Origin of the sequence: Chryseobacterium sp. (assembly GCF_022869225.1) — a bacterium.
Classification (GTDB): Bacteria; Bacteroidota; Bacteroidia; order Flavobacteriales; family Weeksellaceae; genus Chryseobacterium.
Window position 1 is genome coordinate 4,278,267 of record NZ_JALIHL010000001.1, and the last position, 21,664, is coordinate 4,299,930.

General features: G+C 39.0%; 18 protein-coding genes. 13 read left to right on the forward strand and 5 right to left on the reverse strand.

Annotated elements, in window-relative coordinates:
- Positions 1-9 precede the first annotated feature (9 nt).
- From MUW56_RS20005 to MUW56_RS20025, 5 genes are all read left to right on the forward strand, one after another.
- Complete coding sequence (locus tag MUW56_RS20005) at positions 10-1,560, forward strand: RagB/SusD family nutrient uptake outer membrane protein (protein ID WP_292014848.1); 1,551 nt, start codon at positions 10-12, stop codon at positions 1,558-1,560.
- 3 nt (positions 1,561-1,563) lie between these two features.
- Complete coding sequence (locus tag MUW56_RS20010; RefSeq protein WP_292014849.1) at positions 1,564-2,988, forward strand: glycoside hydrolase family 30 beta sandwich domain-containing protein; 1,425 nt, start codon at positions 1,564-1,566, stop codon at positions 2,986-2,988.
- A gap of 9 nt (positions 2,989-2,997) precedes the next feature.
- On the forward strand, positions 2,998-5,220 hold the full coding sequence (locus tag MUW56_RS20015) for a glycoside hydrolase family 3 N-terminal domain-containing protein (RefSeq protein ID WP_292014850.1): 2,223 nt from the start codon (positions 2,998-3,000) through the stop codon (positions 5,218-5,220).
- A gap of 76 nt (positions 5,221-5,296) precedes the next feature.
- Positions 5,297-6,106, forward strand: a complete 810-nt coding sequence (locus MUW56_RS20020; protein ID WP_292014851.1) for a glycoside hydrolase family 16 protein — start codon at positions 5,297-5,299, stop codon at positions 6,104-6,106.
- 40 nt (positions 6,107-6,146) lie between these two features.
- Positions 6,147-7,586: a glycoside hydrolase family 30 protein gene (locus tag MUW56_RS20025; protein WP_292014852.1), complete on the forward strand. Its 1,440-nt coding sequence runs from the start codon at positions 6,147-6,149 to the stop codon at positions 7,584-7,586.
- 90 nt (positions 7,587-7,676) lie between these two features.
- Here the strand turns inward: MUW56_RS20025 and MUW56_RS20030 are convergent, their stop codons facing one another.
- Both MUW56_RS20030 and MUW56_RS20035 read right to left on the reverse strand, forming a co-directional pair.
- The gene (locus MUW56_RS20030) at positions 7,677-8,486 is read right to left on the reverse strand and encodes an SDR family oxidoreductase (protein WP_292014853.1); all 810 of its coding nucleotides are present in this window, start codon (positions 8,484-8,486) and stop codon (positions 7,677-7,679) included.
- 119 nt (positions 8,487-8,605) lie between these two features.
- On the reverse strand, positions 8,606-8,905 hold the full coding sequence (locus MUW56_RS20035; protein ID WP_292014854.1) for a hypothetical protein: 300 nt from the start codon (positions 8,903-8,905) through the stop codon (positions 8,606-8,608).
- 145 nt (positions 8,906-9,050) lie between these two features.
- On the opposite strand from MUW56_RS20035, the gene MUW56_RS20040 reads away from it, so the two are divergent.
- The 4 genes from MUW56_RS20040 (at position 9,051) to MUW56_RS20055 (ending at position 12,804) form a co-directional block, all read left to right on the forward strand.
- A complete protein-coding gene (locus MUW56_RS20040) occupies positions 9,051-9,608 on the forward strand; it encodes a DNA-3-methyladenine glycosylase I (protein WP_292014855.1) in 558 nt (185 codons plus the stop codon).
- Between the two features lie 249 nt (positions 9,609-9,857).
- On the forward strand, positions 9,858-11,138 hold the full coding sequence (locus MUW56_RS20045) for a hypothetical protein (protein ID WP_292014856.1): 1,281 nt from the start codon (positions 9,858-9,860) through the stop codon (positions 11,136-11,138).
- 480 nt (positions 11,139-11,618) lie between these two features.
- Positions 11,619-12,029: a MarR family winged helix-turn-helix transcriptional regulator gene (locus MUW56_RS20050; protein ID WP_292014857.1), complete on the forward strand. Its 411-nt coding sequence runs from the start codon at positions 11,619-11,621 to the stop codon at positions 12,027-12,029.
- Positions 12,030-12,042: 13 nt separating this feature from the next.
- Entirely contained in the window at positions 12,043-12,804 is a 762-nt protein-coding gene (locus MUW56_RS20055) for a hypothetical protein (RefSeq protein WP_292014858.1), read from the forward strand.
- Between the two features lie 230 nt (positions 12,805-13,034).
- Here the strand turns inward: MUW56_RS20055 and MUW56_RS20060 are convergent, their stop codons facing one another.
- Positions 13,035-13,889 carry a nucleoside phosphorylase gene (locus tag MUW56_RS20060; protein WP_292014859.1) on the reverse strand — a complete coding sequence of 285 codons (855 nt, stop codon included), beginning with the start codon at positions 13,887-13,889 and terminating at the stop codon, positions 13,035-13,037.
- A gap of 20 nt (positions 13,890-13,909) precedes the next feature.
- Positions 13,910-14,104, reverse strand: a complete 195-nt coding sequence (locus tag MUW56_RS20065) for a hypothetical protein (RefSeq protein ID WP_292014860.1) — start codon at positions 14,102-14,104, stop codon at positions 13,910-13,912.
- A gap of 229 nt (positions 14,105-14,333) precedes the next feature.
- Between MUW56_RS20065 and MUW56_RS20070 the strand changes: the two genes are divergently transcribed.
- The 3 genes from MUW56_RS20070 (at position 14,334) to MUW56_RS20080 (ending at position 19,455) form a co-directional block, all read left to right on the forward strand.
- Positions 14,334-16,163, forward strand: a complete 1,830-nt coding sequence (locus MUW56_RS20070) for a cytochrome c peroxidase (RefSeq protein WP_292014861.1) — start codon at positions 14,334-14,336, stop codon at positions 16,161-16,163.
- Between the two features lie 185 nt (positions 16,164-16,348).
- Positions 16,349-18,499 carry an alkaline phosphatase PhoX gene (locus MUW56_RS20075; RefSeq protein WP_292014862.1) on the forward strand — a complete coding sequence of 717 codons (2,151 nt, stop codon included), beginning with the start codon at positions 16,349-16,351 and terminating at the stop codon, positions 18,497-18,499.
- A 56-nt stretch (positions 18,500-18,555) separates the two neighbouring features.
- Entirely contained in the window at positions 18,556-19,455 is a 900-nt protein-coding gene (locus MUW56_RS20080) for a leucine-rich repeat domain-containing protein (protein ID WP_292014863.1), read from the forward strand.
- Between the two features lie 2 nt (positions 19,456-19,457).
- Here MUW56_RS20080 and MUW56_RS20085 read toward each other — a convergent pair whose 3' ends face one another.
- On the reverse strand, positions 19,458-19,781 hold the full coding sequence (locus MUW56_RS20085) for a translation initiation factor (RefSeq protein ID WP_292014864.1): 324 nt from the start codon (positions 19,779-19,781) through the stop codon (positions 19,458-19,460).
- A gap of 269 nt (positions 19,782-20,050) precedes the next feature.
- Between MUW56_RS20085 and gpmI the strand changes: the two genes are divergently transcribed.
- The gene (gene gpmI / locus MUW56_RS20090; RefSeq protein WP_292014865.1) at positions 20,051-21,592 is read left to right on the forward strand and encodes a 2,3-bisphosphoglycerate-independent phosphoglycerate mutase; all 1,542 of its coding nucleotides are present in this window, start codon (positions 20,051-20,053) and stop codon (positions 21,590-21,592) included.
- Positions 21,593-21,664 lie beyond the last annotated feature (72 nt).

The following is a 21,664-nucleotide window of genomic DNA, read 5'->3' on the forward strand; positions in this document are numbered from 1 at the left end:
CATAACAAAATGAAAAATAAGAATTTTTTATATAAAGGACTTGCTATTACTTTTTTAACGGGTTTAAGTTTTAGTAATATGGCTTGCAGTGATTCATATCTTGATGACGTACAGAATTCGGGATCTTTTAATACCGATTTGTATTTTAAGAATGAGCAGCAGTCTTTCAGCGCATTGGTTTCCGTATATGATATTTTGAGAAAATATTCAGGCGGATTCGAGAATACAGTGACTTTTTTTAATGCGGGATCTGACGATTTTTATTCCGGTGGAGGAAATTCTAATGATGGTGCAGGTATTCAGGGAATGAATAATTATATGATTAACCCCAATACCATGCCTGCAAGTTACTGGAAAGACTATTATCAGGGTATCGCACGTGCTAACCTTTTAATAGAAAGAGTTCCCGGAGCTTCGATGAGTGATGATCTTAAAAAGAGGTATATTGCTGAAGCCAGGGTTCTCCGGTCTTTATACTATTTCGAACTTGTAAGAATGTTTGGAAATATTCCGTTAATCCTCAAAAGTATAAAATTTGATGATGATTACTGGCATATTCCGCAGGCAAAGCCAAGTGAGGTTTATGCCCAGATAGAAAATGATGTCACTATTGCAATTCCGGATCTAATGATGACGTCAAGCGGTAATGACAGAGGCCGAATTACGCAAGGAACAGCCAGAGCAATATTGGGCAAAATTTATCTGTATGATAAAAAAATGACAGAAGCGGCAGCACAGTTTGCTGAAGTGAACGGTACACCCGGAGGAACCAGCCAATATGGATATAAACTTGTGGCCAATTATGCAGACTTATTTAAAGTAGGACCGGAAACGGCAGACCCCTATAAATTTTCTACAGAATCTATCCTGGAAGTAATGCATACCAACAAAGGGAATTCTGATTGGGGTTTTTGGGGCCAGGGAAAAGATGAAGGTAACTCTATCAATGTAATGGTGGGACCTCGTTCTTATTCTTTAAAAAATATTCCGAATAATACTGCACCTGATATCTATTCAGGCTGGGCATTTAATACAGTAACAGAGAATTTTGTCAGTTTTATGCAGGGAGATCCAAGACTGGATGTGACGGTTTTCAATGCAAAACAATTGGTGGCGGATGGTAAAATTTCTTACAGTCCGGCGTTTGCGGATACCGGCTATTTTCTCAATAAATACTTACCTACAAACGCTTTAAAAAGCTCACTTCCCGGACCGGCAGAACTTAATTTCAGACAAAATTATATCGCCATAAGATTGGCTGACACCTACCTGATGGAAGCTGAAGCTTTAGGAGGTGCCGGAGGAAGAGCTCAGGCGCTGTTGGATGCAGTAAGGGCAAGAGTAGGTTTAGCATCAGTTCCTGTTTCCATGCAGGCAATTAAGGATGAAAGAAGAAGAGAACTTGCAGGAGAAGGACACAGATGGTTTGATCTTGTCAGATGGGGAGATGCTCCTTCAAAACTTGCATCTAAAGGATTTAAAAGCGGCAAAAATGAAATTTTACCCATTCCATTCAATGAATTGCCGAATACCGCTTTAAAACAAAATCCTGGATACTAACACATGAAGTTTCACAACTTATATAGTTTCTTTAGAGGTGCCGCACTACTTAGTGGTGTGGCCCTTTTTCCTTTATCATGTACATCAGTTGCATTCAATAAAGGAAACGAAGTGCAGTACTGGCTTACCAAAGGTGATGAAAGCGTCAAATTACAACAGCAGACCTCCGTTAAATTTATAAACGGTTCCAACAGCTTTCAGAATATTGAAATTGACGATTCTCAAAAGTTTCAATATGTTGATGGCTTTGGATATACATTAACAGGAGGAAGTGTTGAGGTAATCAACCGGTTATCGCCTTCCAAAAGAAAAGCACTGCTTAACGAACTTTTTGGGAACAATAAAAACTCGATTTCCATCAGCTATTTAAGATTAAGCATAGGGGCTTCCGATCTTGACGGCGAAGTGTTTTCCTACGATGATCTGCCGGAAGGACAGACGGATCCCTCACTTTCAAAATTCAGTCTGGAAAAAGATAAAGACCTGATAGCAATGCTGAAAGAGATTCTGGCGATCAATCCTTCTATTAAAATCATTGCTGCTCCGTGGTCTTCTCCGGTTTGGATGAAAGACAACGGTAAATCAAAAGGAGGGAGCTTAAAACCTGAATTCTATGGAACGTATGCCCAATATTTTGTAAAATACATCCGGGGAATGAAAAAAGAGGGCATTACCATTGATGCAGTAACGCCTCAGAATGAGCCTTTGCATCCGGGAAATAACCCGAGTTTGTATATGCCGTCTGAACAACAGGGAGATTTTATTAAAAATCATTTGGGACCGGTTTTTAAAGCCAATGGAATCACGACCAAGATTGTTGTTTATGATCACAACTGCAACAAACCTGAATATGCTGTTGATATTTTAAAAGATCCTGAAGCAAATCAATATATAGACGGATCTGCTTTTCATTTGTACGAAGGAGACATCTCTGCATTAAGTGCCGTACACAATGCTTTTCCGGACAAAAATTTATACTTTACCGAGCAGTGGACCGGAGCAAAGGGAAATTTTAACGAAGACCTGAACTGGCACACTAAAAATGTGATTATTGGTTCCATGAGAAACTGGAGCAAAACCGCATTAGAATGGAACCTGGCAAACGATCCGAAATTTGCTCCGCATACAGATGGCGGCTGTACAGAATGCAAAGGTGCTATTACCGTTTCAGACAGTGAAAACTTTACCAGAAATGTTTCCTATTACATTATTGCACACGCTTCGAAATTTGTTCCTGCAGGTTCTCAGCGTATCGCTTCCACACAGACTGATAAACTTTCAACGGCTGCTTTTAAGACTCAATTTGGGAAAATAGTTTTAATTGTTCAGAACGATAATCAGGCAGATGAAAAATTTAATATTAAATTTGCCGGGAAAACCGCTGCTGTAGCAATTTCAGGACGTTCTACAGCAACTTATATTTTTTAATTTGTTACCATGAAAAGAGTATATTTCTTATTGGCATTTTCCGCATTGGGAATCAGTGCTTACGGACAAAAAACAATTGATCAGAAAGTAGCAGAGCTGCTGTCTAAAATGACCCTGGAAGAGAAAGTAGGACAGATGGTTCAGTACAGCGGGTTTGAATATGCCACAGGACCACAGCATTCCAATTCAGCTGCTGTTTTGGATGAAATTAAGAAAGGAAAAGTAGGTTCTATGCTGAATGTTGCAGGATCAGAAGAAACCAGGGCCTTTCAGAAACTGGCGATGCAGTCAAGACTGAAAATTCCTTTGCTGTTCGGGCAGGACGTTATCCATGGTTACCGGACTACCTTTCCTGTGAATTTAGGACAGGCAGCAAGCTGGGATCTGGGAATGATCGAAAAGTCTGAAAGAATTGCCGCAACAGAAGCAGCGGCTTATGGTATTCACTGGACTTTTGCTCCGATGGTGGATATTGCCAGAGATCCGAGATGGGGAAGAGTAATGGAAGGTTCAGGAGAAGATACCTTTCTGGGAACCAAAATAGGATTGGCAAGAATTAAAGGATTTCAGGGCAGAGGTTTGGGAAGTCTTGATGCAGTAATGGCATGTGCCAAACACTTCGCTGCCTATGGAGCTGCTGTAGGGGGAAGAGACTACAATTCCGTAGATATGAGTCTAAGGCAGCTGAACGAAACTTACCTTCCTCCGTTCAAAGCTGCTGCAGAAGCTGGAGTAGCTACTTTTATGAACTCTTTCAATGACATCAACGGAATTCCGGCGACTGCCAACAAATATATTCAGAGAGATCTGTTAAAAGGAAAATGGAATTATAAAGGATTTGTGGTATCAGACTGGGGGAGTATCGGGGAGATGATTCCTCACGGTTATGCCAAAGATGCGGGCCAGGCAGCAGAAAAAGCTGTACAGGGCGGAAGTGACATGGATATGGAAAGCCGTGTTTATATGGCTGAACTTCCAAAACTGGTGAAAGAAGGAAAAGTAGATGCAAAACTGGTAGACGATGCGGCAGGAAGAATTTTGACCAAGAAATTCGAAATGGGGCTTTTCGATGATCCTTACAGATTCAGCAGCGAGAAAAGACAGAAAGAGCAGACCGATAATCAGGAGAACAGAAAATTCGGAAGAGAATTTGGATCAAAAAGTATAGTGCTGCTTAAAAATCAGGGAAATATTCTTCCCCTTTCAAAAACAGTGAAGACCGTTGCGCTCATTGGCCCTTTCGGAAAAGAAACAGTGGCTAATCATGGATTTTGGTCGATCGCCTTTAAAGATGATAACCAAAGGATAGTTTCACAGTTTGACGGAATTAAAAATCAACTGGATAAAAACTCCACTTTATTGTATGCAAAAGGCTGTAATGTAGATGATCAGGACAAAACTCAATTTGCAGAAGCCATAGAAACGGCTAAAAAAGCAGATGTAGTGATTATGACATTGGGTGAAGGCCATGCGATGAGCGGAGAAGCAAAAAGCAGAAGCAATATCGGGTTTACTGGAGTTCAGGAAGACTTACTGAAAGAAATTGCCAAAACTGGAAAACCAGTCATTCTGATGATCAATGCAGGAAGACCGCTGATCTTTAACTGGGCAGCAGATAATATTCCTGCAATTATGTACACCTGGTGGCTGGGAACTGAAGCAGGAAACTCTATTGCAGACGTTCTGTTGGGTACCGTGAATCCTGGAGGGAAGCTTCCGATGAGCTTCCCAAGAACAGAAGGTCAGATTCCTGTATATTACAATCATTACAATACGGGAAGACCCGCAAAAAATAATACAGATAGAAACTATGTTTCCGCATATATAGACCTTGATAATGATCCGAAATATCCGTTTGGATATGGCTTAAGCTATACAGATTTCAAATATTCTGATATGGTTTTAAATTCTGTAAACCTTAAAGGAAATCAGAAACTGGAAATCAGCGTTACGGTTTCCAACACAGGAAAATATGATGGTGAAGAAGTGGTACAGCTTTATATCAGGGATCTTTTCGGAAAAGTAGTAAGACCTGTGAAGGAGCTGAAAGGTTTCCAGAAGATATTCATCAAAAAAGGGGAAAGTAAAAAAGTAGATTTTAAACTTACCCCGGAAGATCTGAAGTTTTTTGATGAAGACCTGAACTTTGATTGGGAAAGCGGAGAATTTGATATCATGCTGGGAACCAATTCTCAAAATGTACAGACAAAAAGAATTAACTGGGTGAAATAAGCTCAATTCAATAGGAGCGGGCTTTAGCCCGCTTATAAAGACATCAGAAAATGGCTTTAGCCAAAACCTAATACATATGAATCTCAACGTTAAAAGTATCATCAAAATAGGTGCAGCAGGGATTTTCTTCCTTTCTGTTTTCAGCTGTGTCTCAAGCAAACCAGATTCCGGCAGAGTCCTGATTTGGAGTGATGAATTTAATGGTAAAGGCCTTCCGGATTCATTAAAATGGAATTACGATGTAGGAGGCGGAGGTTTTGGTAATCAGGAGGCTCAGTTTTATACCAAAAACAGGCTTGAGAATGCCAGAATGGAAAAAGGAAATCTCATCATTGAAGCTAAAAAGGAAAATTGGGAAAACAATAAATATACTTCCGCAAGACTTTTAACCAAAGGAAAATTTGCTTTTCAATATGGAACAATAGAAGTAAGAGCAAAGCTTCCCAAAGGTCGCGGAACCTGGCCGGCGATCTGGATGATGAGTGAAAATATGAAGAAATGGCCTGATGATGGTGAACTGGATATCATGGAACATGTTGGTTATCATCAGGGGTTTATACATGCTTCCGTTCACACCAAAAATTATAATCATATCCTGGGAACACAGAAAACAGATACGCTGTTTGTAAAAGATGCAAGCGAGAAGTTTCATGTCTATAAAGCAGAATGGACACCGGAGCAAATAGAGGTTTACATAGATGACCGGAAATTTTTCACCTACGAGAATAAAGAAAAAACCTTTGGGGCATGGCCTTTTGACAGGCCTTACTTTATCATTCTAAATCTCGCAATAGGTGGATTTTGGGGTGGAAAAGAGGGAATTGATGACCGTATTTTTCCACAAAGATATTACATAGATTATGTAAGAGTTTATCAAAATAAATAATGAAGCAAGGACAATTTTGTCCTCAAAAGATAAAGAAAATATGAAAAAATTAATTGTAAGCTGTTTTGTAATAAGTGTTGTTTTCAATGCCCAGGCACAAAATTACTGGAAAAAAAATGATGGAAAAACAGCTAAAGTAATTCTTACCAATTCTAAGGTTAACGAAAAAATGACCGACAAAGGAATTGTTAAGTTTGAAAAATTCGGACAGCCTAAGGAAACGGAAGCATGTATTTTTGTGGCACCGAATTTTAAGTATCAAAAGTTGATAGGAATCGGTGGTGCTATTACAGATGCGTCGGCAGAAACTTTTTACAAAATGCCGAAGAATAAGCAGAAAGAGATTTTGGATGCCTATTTCGGTAAAAATGGGCTGGGATATACGGTCGTACGTACCAATATGAATTCCTGTGACTTCTCCAGTGATTCTTATACGTATGTAGCAGATAATGATACTTCCCTGAAATCATTCAATATTGCTCATGATGAAAAGTATAAAATCCCTATGATCAGGGAAGCAAAAAATGCGATAGGAAATAACTTTACATTTTATTTCTCCCCATGGAGCCCACCGGCATGGATGAAATCTAATAAGAGCCTGTATAAAGGAGGCAGATTGGAAAACGAATATTACCAGACCTGGGCGGATTATTATATTAAGTTCATTAAGGAATATGAGAAAAGAGGAATTAATGTTTGGGGATTAACCGTTCAGAACGAGCCTATGGCTACACAAAGTTGGGAATCCTGTATCTATACGGCGGAAGAAGAAGGAGAGTTCCTGAAAAATAACCTGGGCCCAACTCTTTGGAAAAATGGATATAAGGATAAGAAGGTCATGATCTGGGATCATAACAGGGACCTTATTTATCAGAGAGCAACGACCACCCTGAGCGATCCGGAAACTTCAAAATATGCTCATGGTATCGGCTACCACTGGTATGAAACATGGAATAATAAAACCCAGCTTTTTGACAATCTGGCAGAAACCCACAGGGCTTTTCCGGATAAATTCCTGGCTTTTACAGAAGGTTGTAAAGAGCAGTTCAATATGGAAAAGATTGATGATGTAAGCTTAGGAGAGCTGTATGGAAGAAATATGCTCAATGATTTTAACAAAGGAAATGCTTTATGGACCGACTGGAATATTCTGCTGGATGAAACCGGAGGTCCCAACCATAAAGGTAATTTCTGTTTTGCACCGATTATTGCCGATACCAAAACCGGTGAGCTGCATTACACCTACGAGTATTATTATGTAGGCCACGTGTCAAAATTCATCAAACCGAACGCTCAAAGAATCGGAAGCTCTTCCAATAGAGCAGCCCTTACTTCTACAGCGTTCATGAATGAAAACGGACAGCTTGTAACGGTGATCATGAACGATTCAGACAATGATATCGAAACCAACTTATGGATTGAAGGGATGGCTGCTAAGCTGAATGCCCCTGCACACTCTATACAGACCGTAATTTTATAATATCATATTAATATTTATTTTGTGACAGAACGGGCGGCCTCATTGAGGCCGCCCGTTCTAATTGTATTGAGAATGATCTTTTCTTACTTCCTATTCAAGATCATATCTGTTGATTACCTTTTGGGTAACTCCTGTATTGCTGAAACCTCCATCGTGAAAAAGATTCTGCATGGTTACCTTTTTAGTAAGATCTGAAAACAAGCTTACACAGTAGTTGGCACAGTCAAGAGCTGTAGCGTTTCCTAGTGGAGACATATCTTCGGCATATCCAAGGAAGCCTCCGAAACCTTTTACGCCGCTTCCCGCTGTTGTAGGAGTTGGAGACTGAGAGATGGTATTAACACGTACTTTTTTCTCGCCCCAGTAATATCCGAAAGTTCTGGTAATGCTTTCCAGATAAGCTTTGTTGTCTGACATATCATTGTAATCAGGGAATGTTCTCTGGGCTGCAATATAAGTAAGGGCAAGAATACTTCCCCATTCATTCATACAGTCTTTTTCCCAGGCCACACGCATTACCTTATGGAAAGATACAGCAGAAACGTCCCATCCTTTTTCTAACCAGTCATAGTTCATCTCTGTATAATGTTTTCCTTTTCTCACATTTACGGACATTCCTATAGAGTGGAGGATAAAGTCTATTTTACCATATTTTGCTACTGCGGCATCAAAAAGTTTTTCAAGATCTTCCACAGAAGTAGCATCAGCACCTATTACTTCAGAACCTGTCTTTTCAGCTAAAGCATTCAGTTCTCCCATTCTCATGGCGATAGGAGCATTGGATAAGATGAACTCCGCACCTTCTTCGTGACATCTTTCTGCAACTTTCCATGCAATAGATTGTTCATTAAGGGCTCCAAAAATAATTCCCTTTTTGCCTTTAAGTAAACCGTATGACATAATTTTTTAATGTTTATTGAAATACAAATGTAGCAATAATTGTGGTTATGACATAATAAAAATGGAGCCTTATCAATTTAAGACTCCATTTTCTTGAAAATATTTATATGACTGAAATACTAATTGGTTTTCTTGTTCCATTCTGCCTTAACATCTTCCGCTGCATCTTTGGTTTTTTCCCATGCTTCATCAGCTTTATCCTTTATATCTTCCCAGGCATCGGAAACATTAGCTTTTACCCTGTCAAGCCAGTCTTCCTGATTCGCTTCCTCATCTTTGTTTCGCTTCTCATTAATGTAATCTTTGGCTCTGTCTGCCAATTCATTGATTTTCCACTTGGCGTTGTCCGTTGCATTCTGTAAAGAATTTTCTACATTGTTTACTGCATTTTCTGCTTTGTTATACTCTGAATTGTTCATAATAACTTATATTTTGGTTTGCGTATCAGTAAATAAACAATAACTATTCCTAAAATGGAGTGATATTGTTAAAATTTTCATAATCTTTTGTTGTCTTTTTCTAAATGGATAGTAACTTTACCTTAATCAATTAAATAGGAACAGTATGGAAAAAATTCGCTGCGGCTGGTGTGAAAAAGATGATCTCTATAGAAAATACCATGATGAGGAGTGGGGGAAACCGGTGTATGATGACAGAACAATTTTTGAATTTCTGATTCTTGAAAGTTTTCAGGCAGGATTAAGCTGGTATACTATTCTTTCTAAAAGAGAAAATTTCAGAAAAGCTTTTGATTATTTCGACTATCAGGTGATGGCGGCGTATTCTGACCAGAAAATAGAAGAATTAATGAGTGATCCTGGAATTATCAGAAACAGGCTTAAAATATTGGCTGCAGTCACCAATGCCCGTAAATTTATGGAAATACAAAAAGAATTCGGAAGTTTTTCTGAATATATCTGGGGATTTGTAGGCGGAAAGCCCATAGATCATAAGCCTCAGACTTTATCAGATATTCCGGCAACTACAGAAATTTCCGATACAATATCTAAAGACTTAAAAAAAAGAGGATTTAAATTTATGGGATCTACAGTAGTCTATGCACATATGCAGGCAACAGGAATGGTTAATGATCATATTGAAACTTGTTTTATAAGAAGATGATAAATTTAATTTTATTCAATTTTTTGTGATATTTTTATTAAATATTTAATGTTATTCATTGGATAATACAAGTAAATGTATTGAATTTTCCTTTGTGTGTGGTCGTTTGTAATGCGCTGATAATTACATATTTTTCATTACAATGTGAATAAGGGTATATTTAATCCCTTTAGAGTGTTTTTAATTGCGAATTTTTTAATAAAATCACTTATTTATTAAAAAATTGTATATTTGCACCGCCAAAAATAAATGACCGTGCATAGACAATATAAATTCCAACTTAGTCTTCTCTTTTCTCTTTTTACTGTTTTCATATCTGCTCAAATAGGGATTGGAACGCCGAACCCGGACCATTCTGCAATGCTGCAGATTGATTCAAAAGATAAGGGCGTACTTCTTCCCAGTATTGCATTGGCATCCGTGACAGATAGTACGACGGTACAGTCTCCTGCAGACGGGCTTATCGTCTGGAATAACGGAAACGGAGGGCTCACGGAGACTGGTTTTTATTATTGGTATGCTTCCAAGTGGAATAAGCTTTCAACGGCTGCCGGATCGGTGAATAAAGATGACAGTACGGAATGGAATACCAGTGGAACCAATGCCGGAAATTATGGAAGCACAAATACGAATTTGTCTCTGGGGACCAAAACAATGGATGATCTGATCTTTAAAGTGAATTCATTAACTGCCGGGAGATTGGGAGTGGATCACTCTGTAAGTCTTGGGCAGGGAGCCAATGCAGGGCAGGACGGAATTGCCATTGGGAGTTCGAGTTCTGCATTTCAGGGAATTTCTATCGGTAAAGCAGCTACTGTTTCTGCCAATGAATCTTTGGCGATAGGAAATAAATCGACAGCCGGAGCTTTTAAATCAACGGCCATTGGATATAATGCACAAACCAGTAAAAATGAGTCTACTGCTATCGGAAATAATTCCTCTGCTGGAGGATTTCAGTCTATAGCCCTGGGATATAATGCAAAAACAAACACAAATAGCGAAACGGCTTTAGGATATAATACCGTTACCAATAACGAAAACTCAACCGCTTTAGGCTCAGGTGCCAATGCTTTGGGACAATATTCAACAGCAGTAGGATACGGAGCGGCCACTTCACAGGCCAATGCCATTGTTTTGGGAAATAACAATGCGAATGTAGGGATTGGTACCGCTGCTCCGAATACTTCTGCTAAACTGGATGTAAACGGACAGTTTAAGCTGGGGGAAAAAGGCAGTATACAGAAAAACCAGATTATTTTTGAAGCATGGCCGGGGATATCCATCAATAACTTACCGCCGGGGAAATCTGTAACATTGGATATCGCGATTCCTTCCAATTTACAACCTGGTTCCACAAGAGCTGTCGTGGTAGTATCCCCGGCCGGAGATTTTGCAGGCAATACTTCATTCTCGATATCAAATCCAAGAATGACCTCTACTTCCAGTGTAACCGTTAATCTTACCAATATTTCAGGAAGTGCCAGCAGCCTTTATTCAGGACATTTGTATGTGATGATCAATGAGTTTTAATAATAAGTTTTATTATAGTTGATATGGTGTTAAAGGGGGCTTCTGTGCAGGAAGTCTCTTTTTATTGTAATGATGATAAACCCAGAGATAACCGGTCATTATCGATAAAAGCTTCTGCAATACTTGTAGTGACGGTTGGGCCGCAGTTTGAGCATGTATTCTGCATTTCGGAAAAGAGGGTTAGTTATCCTTGCGGGCGTGTATTTCCTTGCGTACGTCCTTTTGGCTCTTCCATACTGTCAGATACACAGGAATAAAATAGCGGAAGTAAACTAACAGCGCTGAAACCGTTTTTTGCTCTTTGATAAGTGCAGCAGGAGAGAGCAGATCACTCAGTTTTTTTCATGTCAATAGTAAGTGGTAAAGGTTTTAGTTTCACAATTTAAAATAGTGATGCGGAAATATAGAATAGAAAATAAATTGGTAAACAAAAATATTGTGCACAAAGTAATTTGAGTATTTTTGTATCCCCAAATAAATATGATGGAGCTTTCTGAACATTTGTGTTTTAAGACATATGCCGTTTCAAGGTATATCACAGGTTTATATAAGCCGTACCTGGACGAAATTTCATTGACGTATCCCCAGTACCTGGTAATGGTGGTATTGTGGGAAAACGGCGGAATGAGTATTGGTAAAATTGGAGAATATCTCCATCTGGATAATGGAACGCTTACCCCTTTGCTTAAAAGAATGGAGGGCAATGGCATTTTAACAAGAGTCAGAAGCTCAGACGATGAAAGGGTCGTGCTGATCAGTTTGACAGAAAAGGGTAGACAACTAAAAGCGAAAGCGAAACATATCCCGGGAGCAGTTCAGAAGTCCATGAATCTCAGTAAGGAAACAAAAACTCAGTTAATGACAGCATTAGACGAAATGTTGTCGGTTTAATTTATATCAACGCATGAAAAAAATAGGAATTATAGGCTACGGCTGGCTAGGAGAGAGAATTGCTGCTTCAATGTCTGATCAGCACATTATTTATGCTACTGCAACCACTCAGGATAAGGCAGATCAGCTGAATGCCCAGGGCTTTACTGCTTCGGTTGCCAATTTTATGGACTATCAGCTTGCAGATCCGTATCCGCAATGGAGGGAGATCAATGAGCTGGATGTTCTGATAATAACAATTCCTATTTCAGATAAAACCTGTTGTGTAAGCTCATTGTATAATAGAATTCAAAATTTGATCTCCTTTATCGGAGATTTTAAGGGACAGATGTTTTTAATGAGTTCTACCGGTGTTTATCCGGATACCTCAAAAGAATGGATAGAAGATGATGTTCCCTGGGAGCAGGTTTCAGGGGAAAGAATGATTAAAAAAACATATCCGCAGGTTAATATTTTAAGATTGGGTGGCCTGATGGGAGATAACAGGCTGCTTAAAAATTATAATATTACTAATCTGGATTTTGCCGTCAACCATATTCATTATGCTGACATCTGTGCTGTGATCTCACTGATGATTGAAAAAGGAACGGAGGCTCAACTGTATAATGTGACGGCTCCGGACCATCCTGCCAAAAGCCAGGTGATCAACGCCCAAAATGAGCTACCGGATATAGAGGTGAAAGAGAGTAAAGGAAAGAAGATCTTATCTTCAAAATTAGTTTCAGAACTGGATTTTGTTTTTCAATATCCTGATCCAAGGTATTTTCATTTGTAAAGAGAATTTTTTTTAAAATCAAAAATCTGGTCGATCAGAAAAATCGGTGAGCCGCGGATACACGTATTTTATTATAACGAACTTTTCTATTAGAATGGTATCAATAGCAACGGGCTTTAGCCCGTTTAACTTTTAAAAATCAATCCATTGGCTTCAGCCAAAACCTGATAAAAAAATAAAAGCTACCCTCATTGAGGATAGCTTTATGTATAATCGTTACAAGACTGTATCTACTTGATGATTCTTTCCAATACCCATTCAATAAGGTTTTTCTCAGAAGCGTGGTGATCTGCAGAGAATTCTCCGCGTCTTCTGTTGGCAATTACGTTGTTTACGGTAATAGCTTTGTGGCCTAATAATTTTGAAAGCGCATAGATGGCAGAAGTTTCCATTTCAAAATTGGTGATTCCAAGATCGTTCAGTGTTTCCAGGAATCGGTCATCTACTGCTTTTAAACGAAGCTGTCTTCCCTGCGGGGCGTAGAATCCCGGGAATGTAGCTGTATTTCCATGGTATCTGGCATCTTTGTAATAGGCACCCATTTCTTCTGCCCAGTCTGAGAAATAAAGCATAGGCTTAATTTTTTCGTAAGGGAATTTTTCTAAGAAACTTTTAGAAAATTCATTCTCGAAATTGTAATCCTGGTAGAAATGCATTAGTCCGTCTAATCCTACTACGTTTTGTGTAACGAGCATGTTATCTACCTGTACATCCGGATTTACACTTCCGCAGGTTCCCATACGGAATAATTCTAGTGCTTTGTGCTCAGTTTTAAATTCCTTGTTTTTAAGGTCAATGTTTACCAGGGCATCCAGTTCGTTCATTACGATATCGATGTTTTCAGTTCCGATGCCGGTAGACATTACCGTGATTCTTTCACCGCGAAGCGTTCCTGTATGCGTATAAAATTCTCTTTTGTTTTTTTTGACCTCTACCGTATCAAAATATTTTGAAACTTTCGCCACTCTGTCAGGATCCCCTACAAGGATGATCTTATCAGCTATGTCTTCAGGTAAAAGATTCAGGTGGTATACACTTCCGTCTTCATTCAGAACAAGTTCTGAGGCAGCAAGTTTATTTAGCATAATGTATATTTTTTGTTTTTTTAATTAATGAAAATGGCTTCTTTGTAAGGTGATCCCATACGTTCGTATATCGTGCCTTCTTCCGGACGTATCAAATAATAATCATTGCCTTTTTTTTCTGCATAGACAGCCACTTCTTTTTGTTTCTTTTTCTGAGAATAGGCAGAAAGAGAAACAAAACTGGCAGCCAAAGCAAACCATAACTTTATTCTCATAGTACTATTTTAGTTTTGATGTGTTGAATTAAATTTAAAAATCCTCTCCCAGTAACCTCCGCCATTATTTTTTACCAGTTTTTTAGAAAGAACGGTTTCTTTAAGAATAATGAATTTGATTTCGGGGTTTAAAATTAGTAAAAAATCTTTTACCAGAAATATAAACATTTTTTAATCTCCTATTAAAGTTAAGATAACATCTGATGAATAGCTTTGCCCTTAAAAATTAATGAAATTTTATCCGCTGCTTGTGGGCGTCCTTTTGATAGGATTTGCAGTTATGTCTTTTAATCCGGTGTATAAAGGAAAAGAAAGCGAAAATACCTTTGTCAATCAAGGACTTTCAGACTTTAAATTGAAACTTGGGCAGCTTAAATCAGATGTGTATCAGTTTTCCGAAGATAAGATCTCCCTGGAAGAATTACAGAAATCCCTGAGCCGGACAAGAAATTCTTTTAAAGAAATAGAATTTTATATTGCTTACCATTATCCCGAATTTACAAAAACACACCTCAATGCGGCTCCGCTATTTCATATAGAAGCAGCGGGAACTTCGGCTTATACATTACCTCCGGAAGGACTGCAGGTGCTGGATGAACTTATTTTTTCTGAGGAAGCCCAGGAAGAAAAAGAAAAGATCAAAACCATTACCGACTTTTTATACAACAGCTATTCCAATTTCTATTTAAGTATGGTGAAAAATGGCTTAAGTAAAGGGAATAATAAAACGCTGCCGTTGCGGATAGAACTGATCAGGATCTATACTTTAGGAGTAACAGGATTTGATACTCCGGGATCTTTGAATATTGCTGAGGAAGCCGGGTCTGCATTTTCAGGAATTAAAAAATACATCAATGATGATCCTTATTTTAAGAATTACAATACACAGAATGCTGATCAGATTTTAACGGAAGGAATCCGCTATTTATCAGCTCATAGAGACTTTGAAACTTTTGATAGAATTGAGTTTTATAAAAAGTATATACAGCCTCTGTACGAAGAGTTCGGGAGATGGGATGGGAGGCCGGATGATCTTAAAGAATTTTCAGGCTGGAATGTGAACAGTAAAAATCTTTTCAGCAGTGATTTTTTAGATCCTTATTTTTATACTCTGCTACAACCATCGGAGGATAGTCCTGCGCTTAAAAATCTAGGAAAATCGATTTTCTATGATCAAAAGCTGAGCGGAAACGGTAAAATGAGCTGTGCTTCATGCCATCTTCAGGAAAATGCTTTTACGGATCTCCAGGCAAAATCAGCAAGCAATGTTGTCGGGAAAACTGTTTTAAGAAATTCCCCTTCTCTGTATAATGCAGTTTTTGCCAAGAGGTTTTTCTATGACCTTAGGGCCTTTTATCTTGAGCAGCAGGCGGAACATGTGATTTATAACGAAGAAGAGTTTAATACTAGCTATGAAGAAATCATCAGGAAATTAAAAACGGATCCCGGATATAAAAAAGCATTCCGCAATGCTTTCAGAGATGGCAAAATCAACAAAGAGAATTTTTCAAAAGCTTTAAGCTCCTATGTGGCCTCGCTGTATTCTTTTGACAGTGATTTTGACCGTTTTATGAGGAATGAAAAAAATGTATCTGATGAGGTAAAGAAAGGGTTTAACCTGTTTATGGGGAAAGCAAACTGTGCAACCTGTCATTTTGCCCCTCATTTTTCAGGACTGGTACCGCCATTTTTCAACGAAAATGAATCCGAAGTGCTGGGGGTGACCACGAAGCCGATCAAACAATTGCCAATAGAGCTTGACGCTGATCCAGGCAGAGGAAAAAGCCCGGTGAAAAAAGAAAAGTCATGGATTTATGATTATTCATTCAAAACCGTCACGGTGAGGAATATCGCACTTACCCAACCTTATTTCCATAATGGTGCTTTCAACACGTTGGAAGAAGTTCTTGATTTTTACAATGAAGGTGGTGGAGAAGGGTTGGGACTGAAGATGAAAAACCAGACTCTTTCACCGGATAAACTAAACCTTACCCAGACAGAAATCAGGCAGATCATTGCTTTCCTGAATGCCCTTACAGATGTGAGTAACGCGAAATAAACGTACATCCGGATGGCAGCATACCCGGACCTTGGTTCGCGGATCTTTACGATTTAACACTAATTTAATTCTCTTAACATTGGGTTATTGATTAATTAATATTTTCCAAACCATATTTAAAGTCCAATTAACAGGAAAACAGTCCTAAAAAAATAGTTTTACAACGTCTAATAAATCAAATTAAAATGAAGAAAAAACTACTAACAATTGGGACTTTAGCTTTATTGGCAAGTTCTACGGTTCAGGCGCAGACTCTTATCTTTGACAAAGGTTCGGCCTGGAGATACAAAGATCTTGATCAGGCTCAGCCGGACGGATGGAAAACCAAAACATATGACGTTTCTTCCTGGCCGGTAGGAAATGCGCCCTTAGGTTATGGAGACCCTGTAGCCACTACTATCCATTCTGGAGCTACCGGGCTTATTACTGCTTATTTTGCCAAAGATTTTACGGTTAATGTATCCACTCTTTCTGACAATATGGAACTCGGAATCATGAGAGATGACGGTATTGTGGTATATCTTAACGGTGAGGAAGTCGTAAGGGATAATATGCCTGCCGGAACGATCACTTTCAATACACTTTCAAGTACTACTGTTGACGGAGCTGCCGAAAATGTATATAATGTATTCTCTATTCCCAAATCAAAATTTGTAAACGGGGTCAACAGAATCTCTATTGAACTTCATAACAGAAGTGCGGGAAGCTCTGATCTCCGGCTCGATGCTTATTTAAAGACAATACCTACTACAACAGCTTGTACCGGAACACATATCAGCTGTTTTACCTCTATTGTTCCTACGGCACAGACCAATAAACTGATTATTCCTGCAGTCCATAAATACCAGCTTATCCTTAAAGAAGGAGACAGCTATACCGAAGGAGGAGGATTAGTAGGAGGGCAGAATGATTTTACAGCGTATGTCGCTAAAGCCGGAAGCAGCACCAATGGATACCTTTCAGTAAACCATGAAACGAATCCAGGAGGAGTGACCATGGCGGAAATCAACTATAATAATTCAACAAAACTTTGGCAGCTGACAAGATCCAGAGCTGTAAGTTTCTCAGCTCCCAGTTTGGTACAAACCATCAGAAACTGTTCAGGAGGAATCACTCCATGGGGGACAGTAATTACGGCAGAAGAATCTGTAACATCCAATGATGTGAATAATGACGGGTACAGGGATTATGGCTGGCTTGTTGAAATAGATCCTGCAACAGCACAGGTCATTTCTAAAAATCTTGATGGCTCTAAAGGTAAGCTTTGGCAGATGGGAATCATGAATCATGAAAATGTGGTGATTAATAATGCCGGAACGGCAGCTTATTATGGAGAAGACGGAGGAACTCACATGGTCTATAAATATGTAATGGATACCCCGAATGATCTTTCTTCAGGAAATCTTTACGTACTGAAATTAGACCAGGGGCTTACCGCAGCAGGAGATCCGGCAGGAACCACCGCTACATGGGTCCAGATTCCTAATAAAACTAAAGTAGATCAGAACAGTACCAACACGCTTGCCCAATCATTGGGAGGAACAAGGTTTAATGGAGTAGAAGATGTGGATATCAGCCCTTTGGATGGTAAGATTTATTTTACAGCAAAAGGATTGGATAAAGTATACCGTTTACAGGATAACGGAACAACCGCTTCACAGGTGGAAACATTTGTAGGGGGTGCCTCTTCTGTTTATTCTTTCAATACGGCACAGGGAATGATGTCTGAAGCTTGGGGGGATGGAAATGACAACCTTACTTTCGATGAACTTGGAAACCTTTGGGTTCTTCAGGACGGAGGAAAAAATTATATCTGGGTGATTGCTCCGGATCATACACAGGCGAATCCTAAAGTAAGGCTTTTTGCTTCTATGCCTTCAGGATCAGAGCCTACAGGACTTACCTTTACGCCTGATCATAAGTTTGGTTTCTTCTCCATTCAGCATCCTGATGCCACTATTGCTACAGATGTTGATGCTACCGGAAATACCATTGATTATAGAGGAAAATCTGCAACCATTGTCATTGCACTTAAAGAAAACTTAGGGAAAGGAACTTTGGGAACTATTGAGGCTACAAAAACAGAAAGCACAGTAGAGGTAGCCCCTAACCCAACTTCAGGAACCGTTAAAATCAATTCAGCAAAAGGTCTGAAAGATATTTCGGTGACCGCTTACAGCATGGATGGGAAAATTGTTTATACCAAGAAGTTTAATGGTGTAAACAAAGTACTGGACCTGGACTTCACTCCACAGTTGGAAACATCTCGCGTTTTAATTTTAAACATTGAAGCAGAGGGAGGTTTCCAGAAGACAGTGAAACTTTTAAAGAAATAAATTATTTATAATTCCTGTCCGCCGGCAGCTCTGCTGCCGGCGGACATTTCCTATCTATGAAAAGATCTTTTTTGTTTATATCCATTCTTTTTCTTTTCCTGGCGAAAGGACAGATTGATCCTGTAAAATATCCTACCTTCACCAGTATTGATGAAGCTCTGAATAGTAAAAAAGCCGTTTACAGCATGAGCTTCAGAGAAAAGAAACTCTTCAATCTGCCACCCCAGATTGCAACACTGGACTCATTATTCTTTCTCAATGTGATGGGGAATAAGTTTGAAAAAATGGATCAGGAGGTATTTAAGCTGAAGCAATTGGAAATCCTGAACTTCAATGAAAACAGTATTAAATATATTCCTGATGAAATAAAACAGCTTCAGAAACTCACCACATTTTCAATGAATCTGAACAGCCTGACCCATATTAATCCGAATGTTGCCAGGCTCCAAAACTTAAAGACTGTTCACTTTGATGCCAATAACCTGAATGTTTTTCCGGAAGCGCTTATGGAAATCCCTGCGCTGGAAGAAATTAATCTTCAGGGAAACCAGATCAGTTTTATTGCCGACCGGTTGTACAAGATCAGGAACCTTAAGTTTTTAAATCTTGCTGATAACCAGATCAATGATCTTGGAAATTTATCTTTTCCCAGCCGTATAAGATATCTTGAACTTCAGCAGAACGCTATCGTAAAACTTCCGGAAAACCTTTATAAAGCTCAGGATCTTGAATTCCTGAACGTCAGTGATAACCAGATTACGGAAATTTCCTCCGGAATAAAAGGATTAAAAAGGATGGTCAGCATGAATCTGGCCAATAATAACCTGAAAGATATTCCTGCAGAGATTAAGCAGCTGAAAAACCTGAAAACATTGATTCTTACAGGAAATCCTATAGATAAATCTAAAATTGAAAAATTAAAAGTCTTACTGCCGGAAACCCAGGTTTATTTCTAAACCTATCCGCCAACCCGTTTGGTTTTATACCCCATATCTTTAAGGATAGTCATTATTTTATCACGGTTATCCCCTTGAATGATAATCGTTCCATCCTTCTCAGAACCGCCTATTCCTAAGGTGGTTTTTATTTTCTTTGAAATTTTCTTCAGCTCTTCTTCGCTTCCTTCCCAGCCTTCAACAATGGTTACAGGCTTGCCATTTCTTCCCTTTTTTTCAAATTTGCACACCAAAGGTTCTTTCTGCTTGAACTTTTCTTCAGGCATTTCAAAATCCTGCTCTTCATGATCAGGAAAAAGATTCTTCAATTGATCTCGTAAATCCATAAAGCAAAATTAAAAAGATTTACGGATTTATGGATGGAAATATTGATGAAATTTGAAGATGCTGGCATTAAAGAATGATGAGGATGCCGGCATTTGAGAGCAGCAAAGGCCCCGCTTACTCCGGGCTACGTTTGAGAGATCAAATATATTCCGAACTTTTATTCTTGTAAAAGATAGAGCAGTCTGATAATGAGATATACACAAAATTAAGGACTTCAAATTCTTCTATTCATCGGAAATTAGGTAAATTTGTATACAAAAGTTATACTATGTCAAAAAAAGCAATATTGGCAATCCTTGACGGATGGGGATTAGGAACAAATCCTGATGTTTCTGCAATAGACAAAGCAAATACACCATTTATAGACAGCTGCTACAAAAAATACCCGCATACAACACTTGAAGCGAGCGGGCTGGCTGTTGGGCTACCTGCCGGACAAATGGGGAATTCTGAAGTAGGTCACATGAATTTAGGGGCCGGAAGGGTCGTTTATCAGAATCTGGTAAAGCTTAATATGGCCGTGGAGAATGGAACCTTAGGACGGGAAAAAGTAATCCAGGATGCTTTTGAATATGCCAAAAGAGAAAATAAAAAAGTACACTTTATAGGATTGGTTTCCAATGGAGGTGTGCATTCACATATTAATCACCTGAAAGGTTTATTAACTGCCGCTAAAGAATTTGGATTGAATGAAAATGTTTTCGTTCACGCGTTTACAGACGGTAGAGACTGTGATCCGCATTCAGGGCTGGGATTCATTGACGAACTTCAGAAGCATATGGAGGCTACTACAGGAAAACTGGCTACCGTGATAGGGCGCTATTATGCAATGGACCGAGATAAGAGATGGGAACGTGTTAAGCTGGCTTATGATGCCCTTGTGGAAGGAGTCGGCCTGCAGACTACTGATGCGCTGGCAGCAATTCAGAATTCATATCATGATAATGTAACCGATGAATTCCTTAAACCTATTATTTTAGTAAATACTACGGCAACAGGAAATATCGTTCCGGTAGCAAAAATTATAGATGACGATGTGGTGATCTGCTTTAATTTCCGTACAGACAGAGGCAGGGAGATCACAGAAGTACTTTCACAAAAAGACTTCCCCGAGTTCTTTATGCGTAAACTTAACCTTTACTATATTACGTTGACCAATTATGATAAAACATTCCAGAATGTTCAGGTGGTCTTTGACGAAAATGTATTGATGGAAACCATGGGAGAGGTCCTAGAGAAAAATGGTAAATCTCAGATCAGAATTGCAGAAACGGAAAAATATCCGCACGTTACCTTTTTCTTTTCAGGAGGAAGAGAACAGGAATTCGAAGGAGAGAGAAGACTGTTGTGCCCAAGCCCGAAAGATGTTCCTACCTATGATCTTAAGCCGGAAATGTCAGCTTATGATATTACCAATGCCATCGTACCGGAATTGGAACAGGGAACGGCTGATTTTGTTTGCTTAAACTTTGCCAATACAGATATGGTAGGGCATACCGGAGTTTTTGAAGCAGCAGTAAAAGCTGCTGAAACCGTAGACAAATGTATTGAAAAAGTGGCCACTGCCGCTTATGAAAACGGGTACGCTGTTTTCATCCTTGCAGACCACGGAAATTCTGATGTAATGATCAATGCAGATGGTACCCCGAATACACAGCATTCCACAAACCTGGTCCCTTTCATTGTAATGGATAAAGACCACACCTGGAACTTAAAACCCGGTAAACTGGGTGATGTAGCTCCTACGATCCTCAAAGTGATGGGCGTTGAAATACCGGCTGTGATGACAGGAGATGTTTTAGTTAGCTAAAATTTAATAATAATGTCAAAAGAATGCCGTTATAATTTGAATAATGGCATTCTTTATGATTTATGTCAGATA

Coding starts and splice junctions, on each gene's coding strand:
- MUW56_RS20005 (WP_292014848.1), top strand. CDS start 10: ATGAAAAATAAGAATTTTTTATATAAAGGACTTGCTATTACTTTTTTA.
- MUW56_RS20010 (WP_292014849.1), top strand. CDS start 1,564: ATGAAGTTTCACAACTTATATAGTTTCTTTAGAGGTGCCGCACTACTT.
- MUW56_RS20015 (WP_292014850.1), top strand. CDS start 2,998: ATGAAAAGAGTATATTTCTTATTGGCATTTTCCGCATTGGGAATCAGT.
- MUW56_RS20020 (WP_292014851.1), top strand. CDS start 5,297: ATGAATCTCAACGTTAAAAGTATCATCAAAATAGGTGCAGCAGGGATT.
- MUW56_RS20025 (WP_292014852.1), top strand. CDS start 6,147: ATGAAAAAATTAATTGTAAGCTGTTTTGTAATAAGTGTTGTTTTCAAT.
- MUW56_RS20030 (WP_292014853.1), bottom strand. CDS start 8,486: ATGTCATACGGTTTACTTAAAGGCAAAAAGGGAATTATTTTTGGAGCC.
- MUW56_RS20035 (WP_292014854.1), bottom strand. CDS start 8,905: ATGAACAATTCAGAGTATAACAAAGCAGAAAATGCAGTAAACAATGTA.
- MUW56_RS20040 (WP_292014855.1), top strand. CDS start 9,051: ATGGAAAAAATTCGCTGCGGCTGGTGTGAAAAAGATGATCTCTATAGA.
- MUW56_RS20045 (WP_292014856.1), top strand. CDS start 9,858: ATGACCGTGCATAGACAATATAAATTCCAACTTAGTCTTCTCTTTTCT.
- MUW56_RS20050 (WP_292014857.1), top strand. CDS start 11,619: ATGATGGAGCTTTCTGAACATTTGTGTTTTAAGACATATGCCGTTTCA.
- MUW56_RS20055 (WP_292014858.1), top strand. CDS start 12,043: ATGAAAAAAATAGGAATTATAGGCTACGGCTGGCTAGGAGAGAGAATT.
- MUW56_RS20060 (WP_292014859.1), bottom strand. CDS start 13,889: ATGCTAAATAAACTTGCTGCCTCAGAACTTGTTCTGAATGAAGACGGA.
- MUW56_RS20065 (WP_292014860.1), bottom strand. CDS start 14,104: ATGAGAATAAAGTTATGGTTTGCTTTGGCTGCCAGTTTTGTTTCTCTT.
- MUW56_RS20070 (WP_292014861.1), top strand. CDS start 14,334: ATGAAATTTTATCCGCTGCTTGTGGGCGTCCTTTTGATAGGATTTGCA.
- MUW56_RS20075 (WP_292014862.1), top strand. CDS start 16,349: ATGAAGAAAAAACTACTAACAATTGGGACTTTAGCTTTATTGGCAAGT.
- MUW56_RS20080 (WP_292014863.1), top strand. CDS start 18,556: ATGAAAAGATCTTTTTTGTTTATATCCATTCTTTTTCTTTTCCTGGCG.
- MUW56_RS20085 (WP_292014864.1), bottom strand. CDS start 19,781: ATGGATTTACGAGATCAATTGAAGAATCTTTTTCCTGATCATGAAGAG.
- gpmI (WP_292014865.1), top strand. CDS start 20,051: ATGTCAAAAAAAGCAATATTGGCAATCCTTGACGGATGGGGATTAGGA.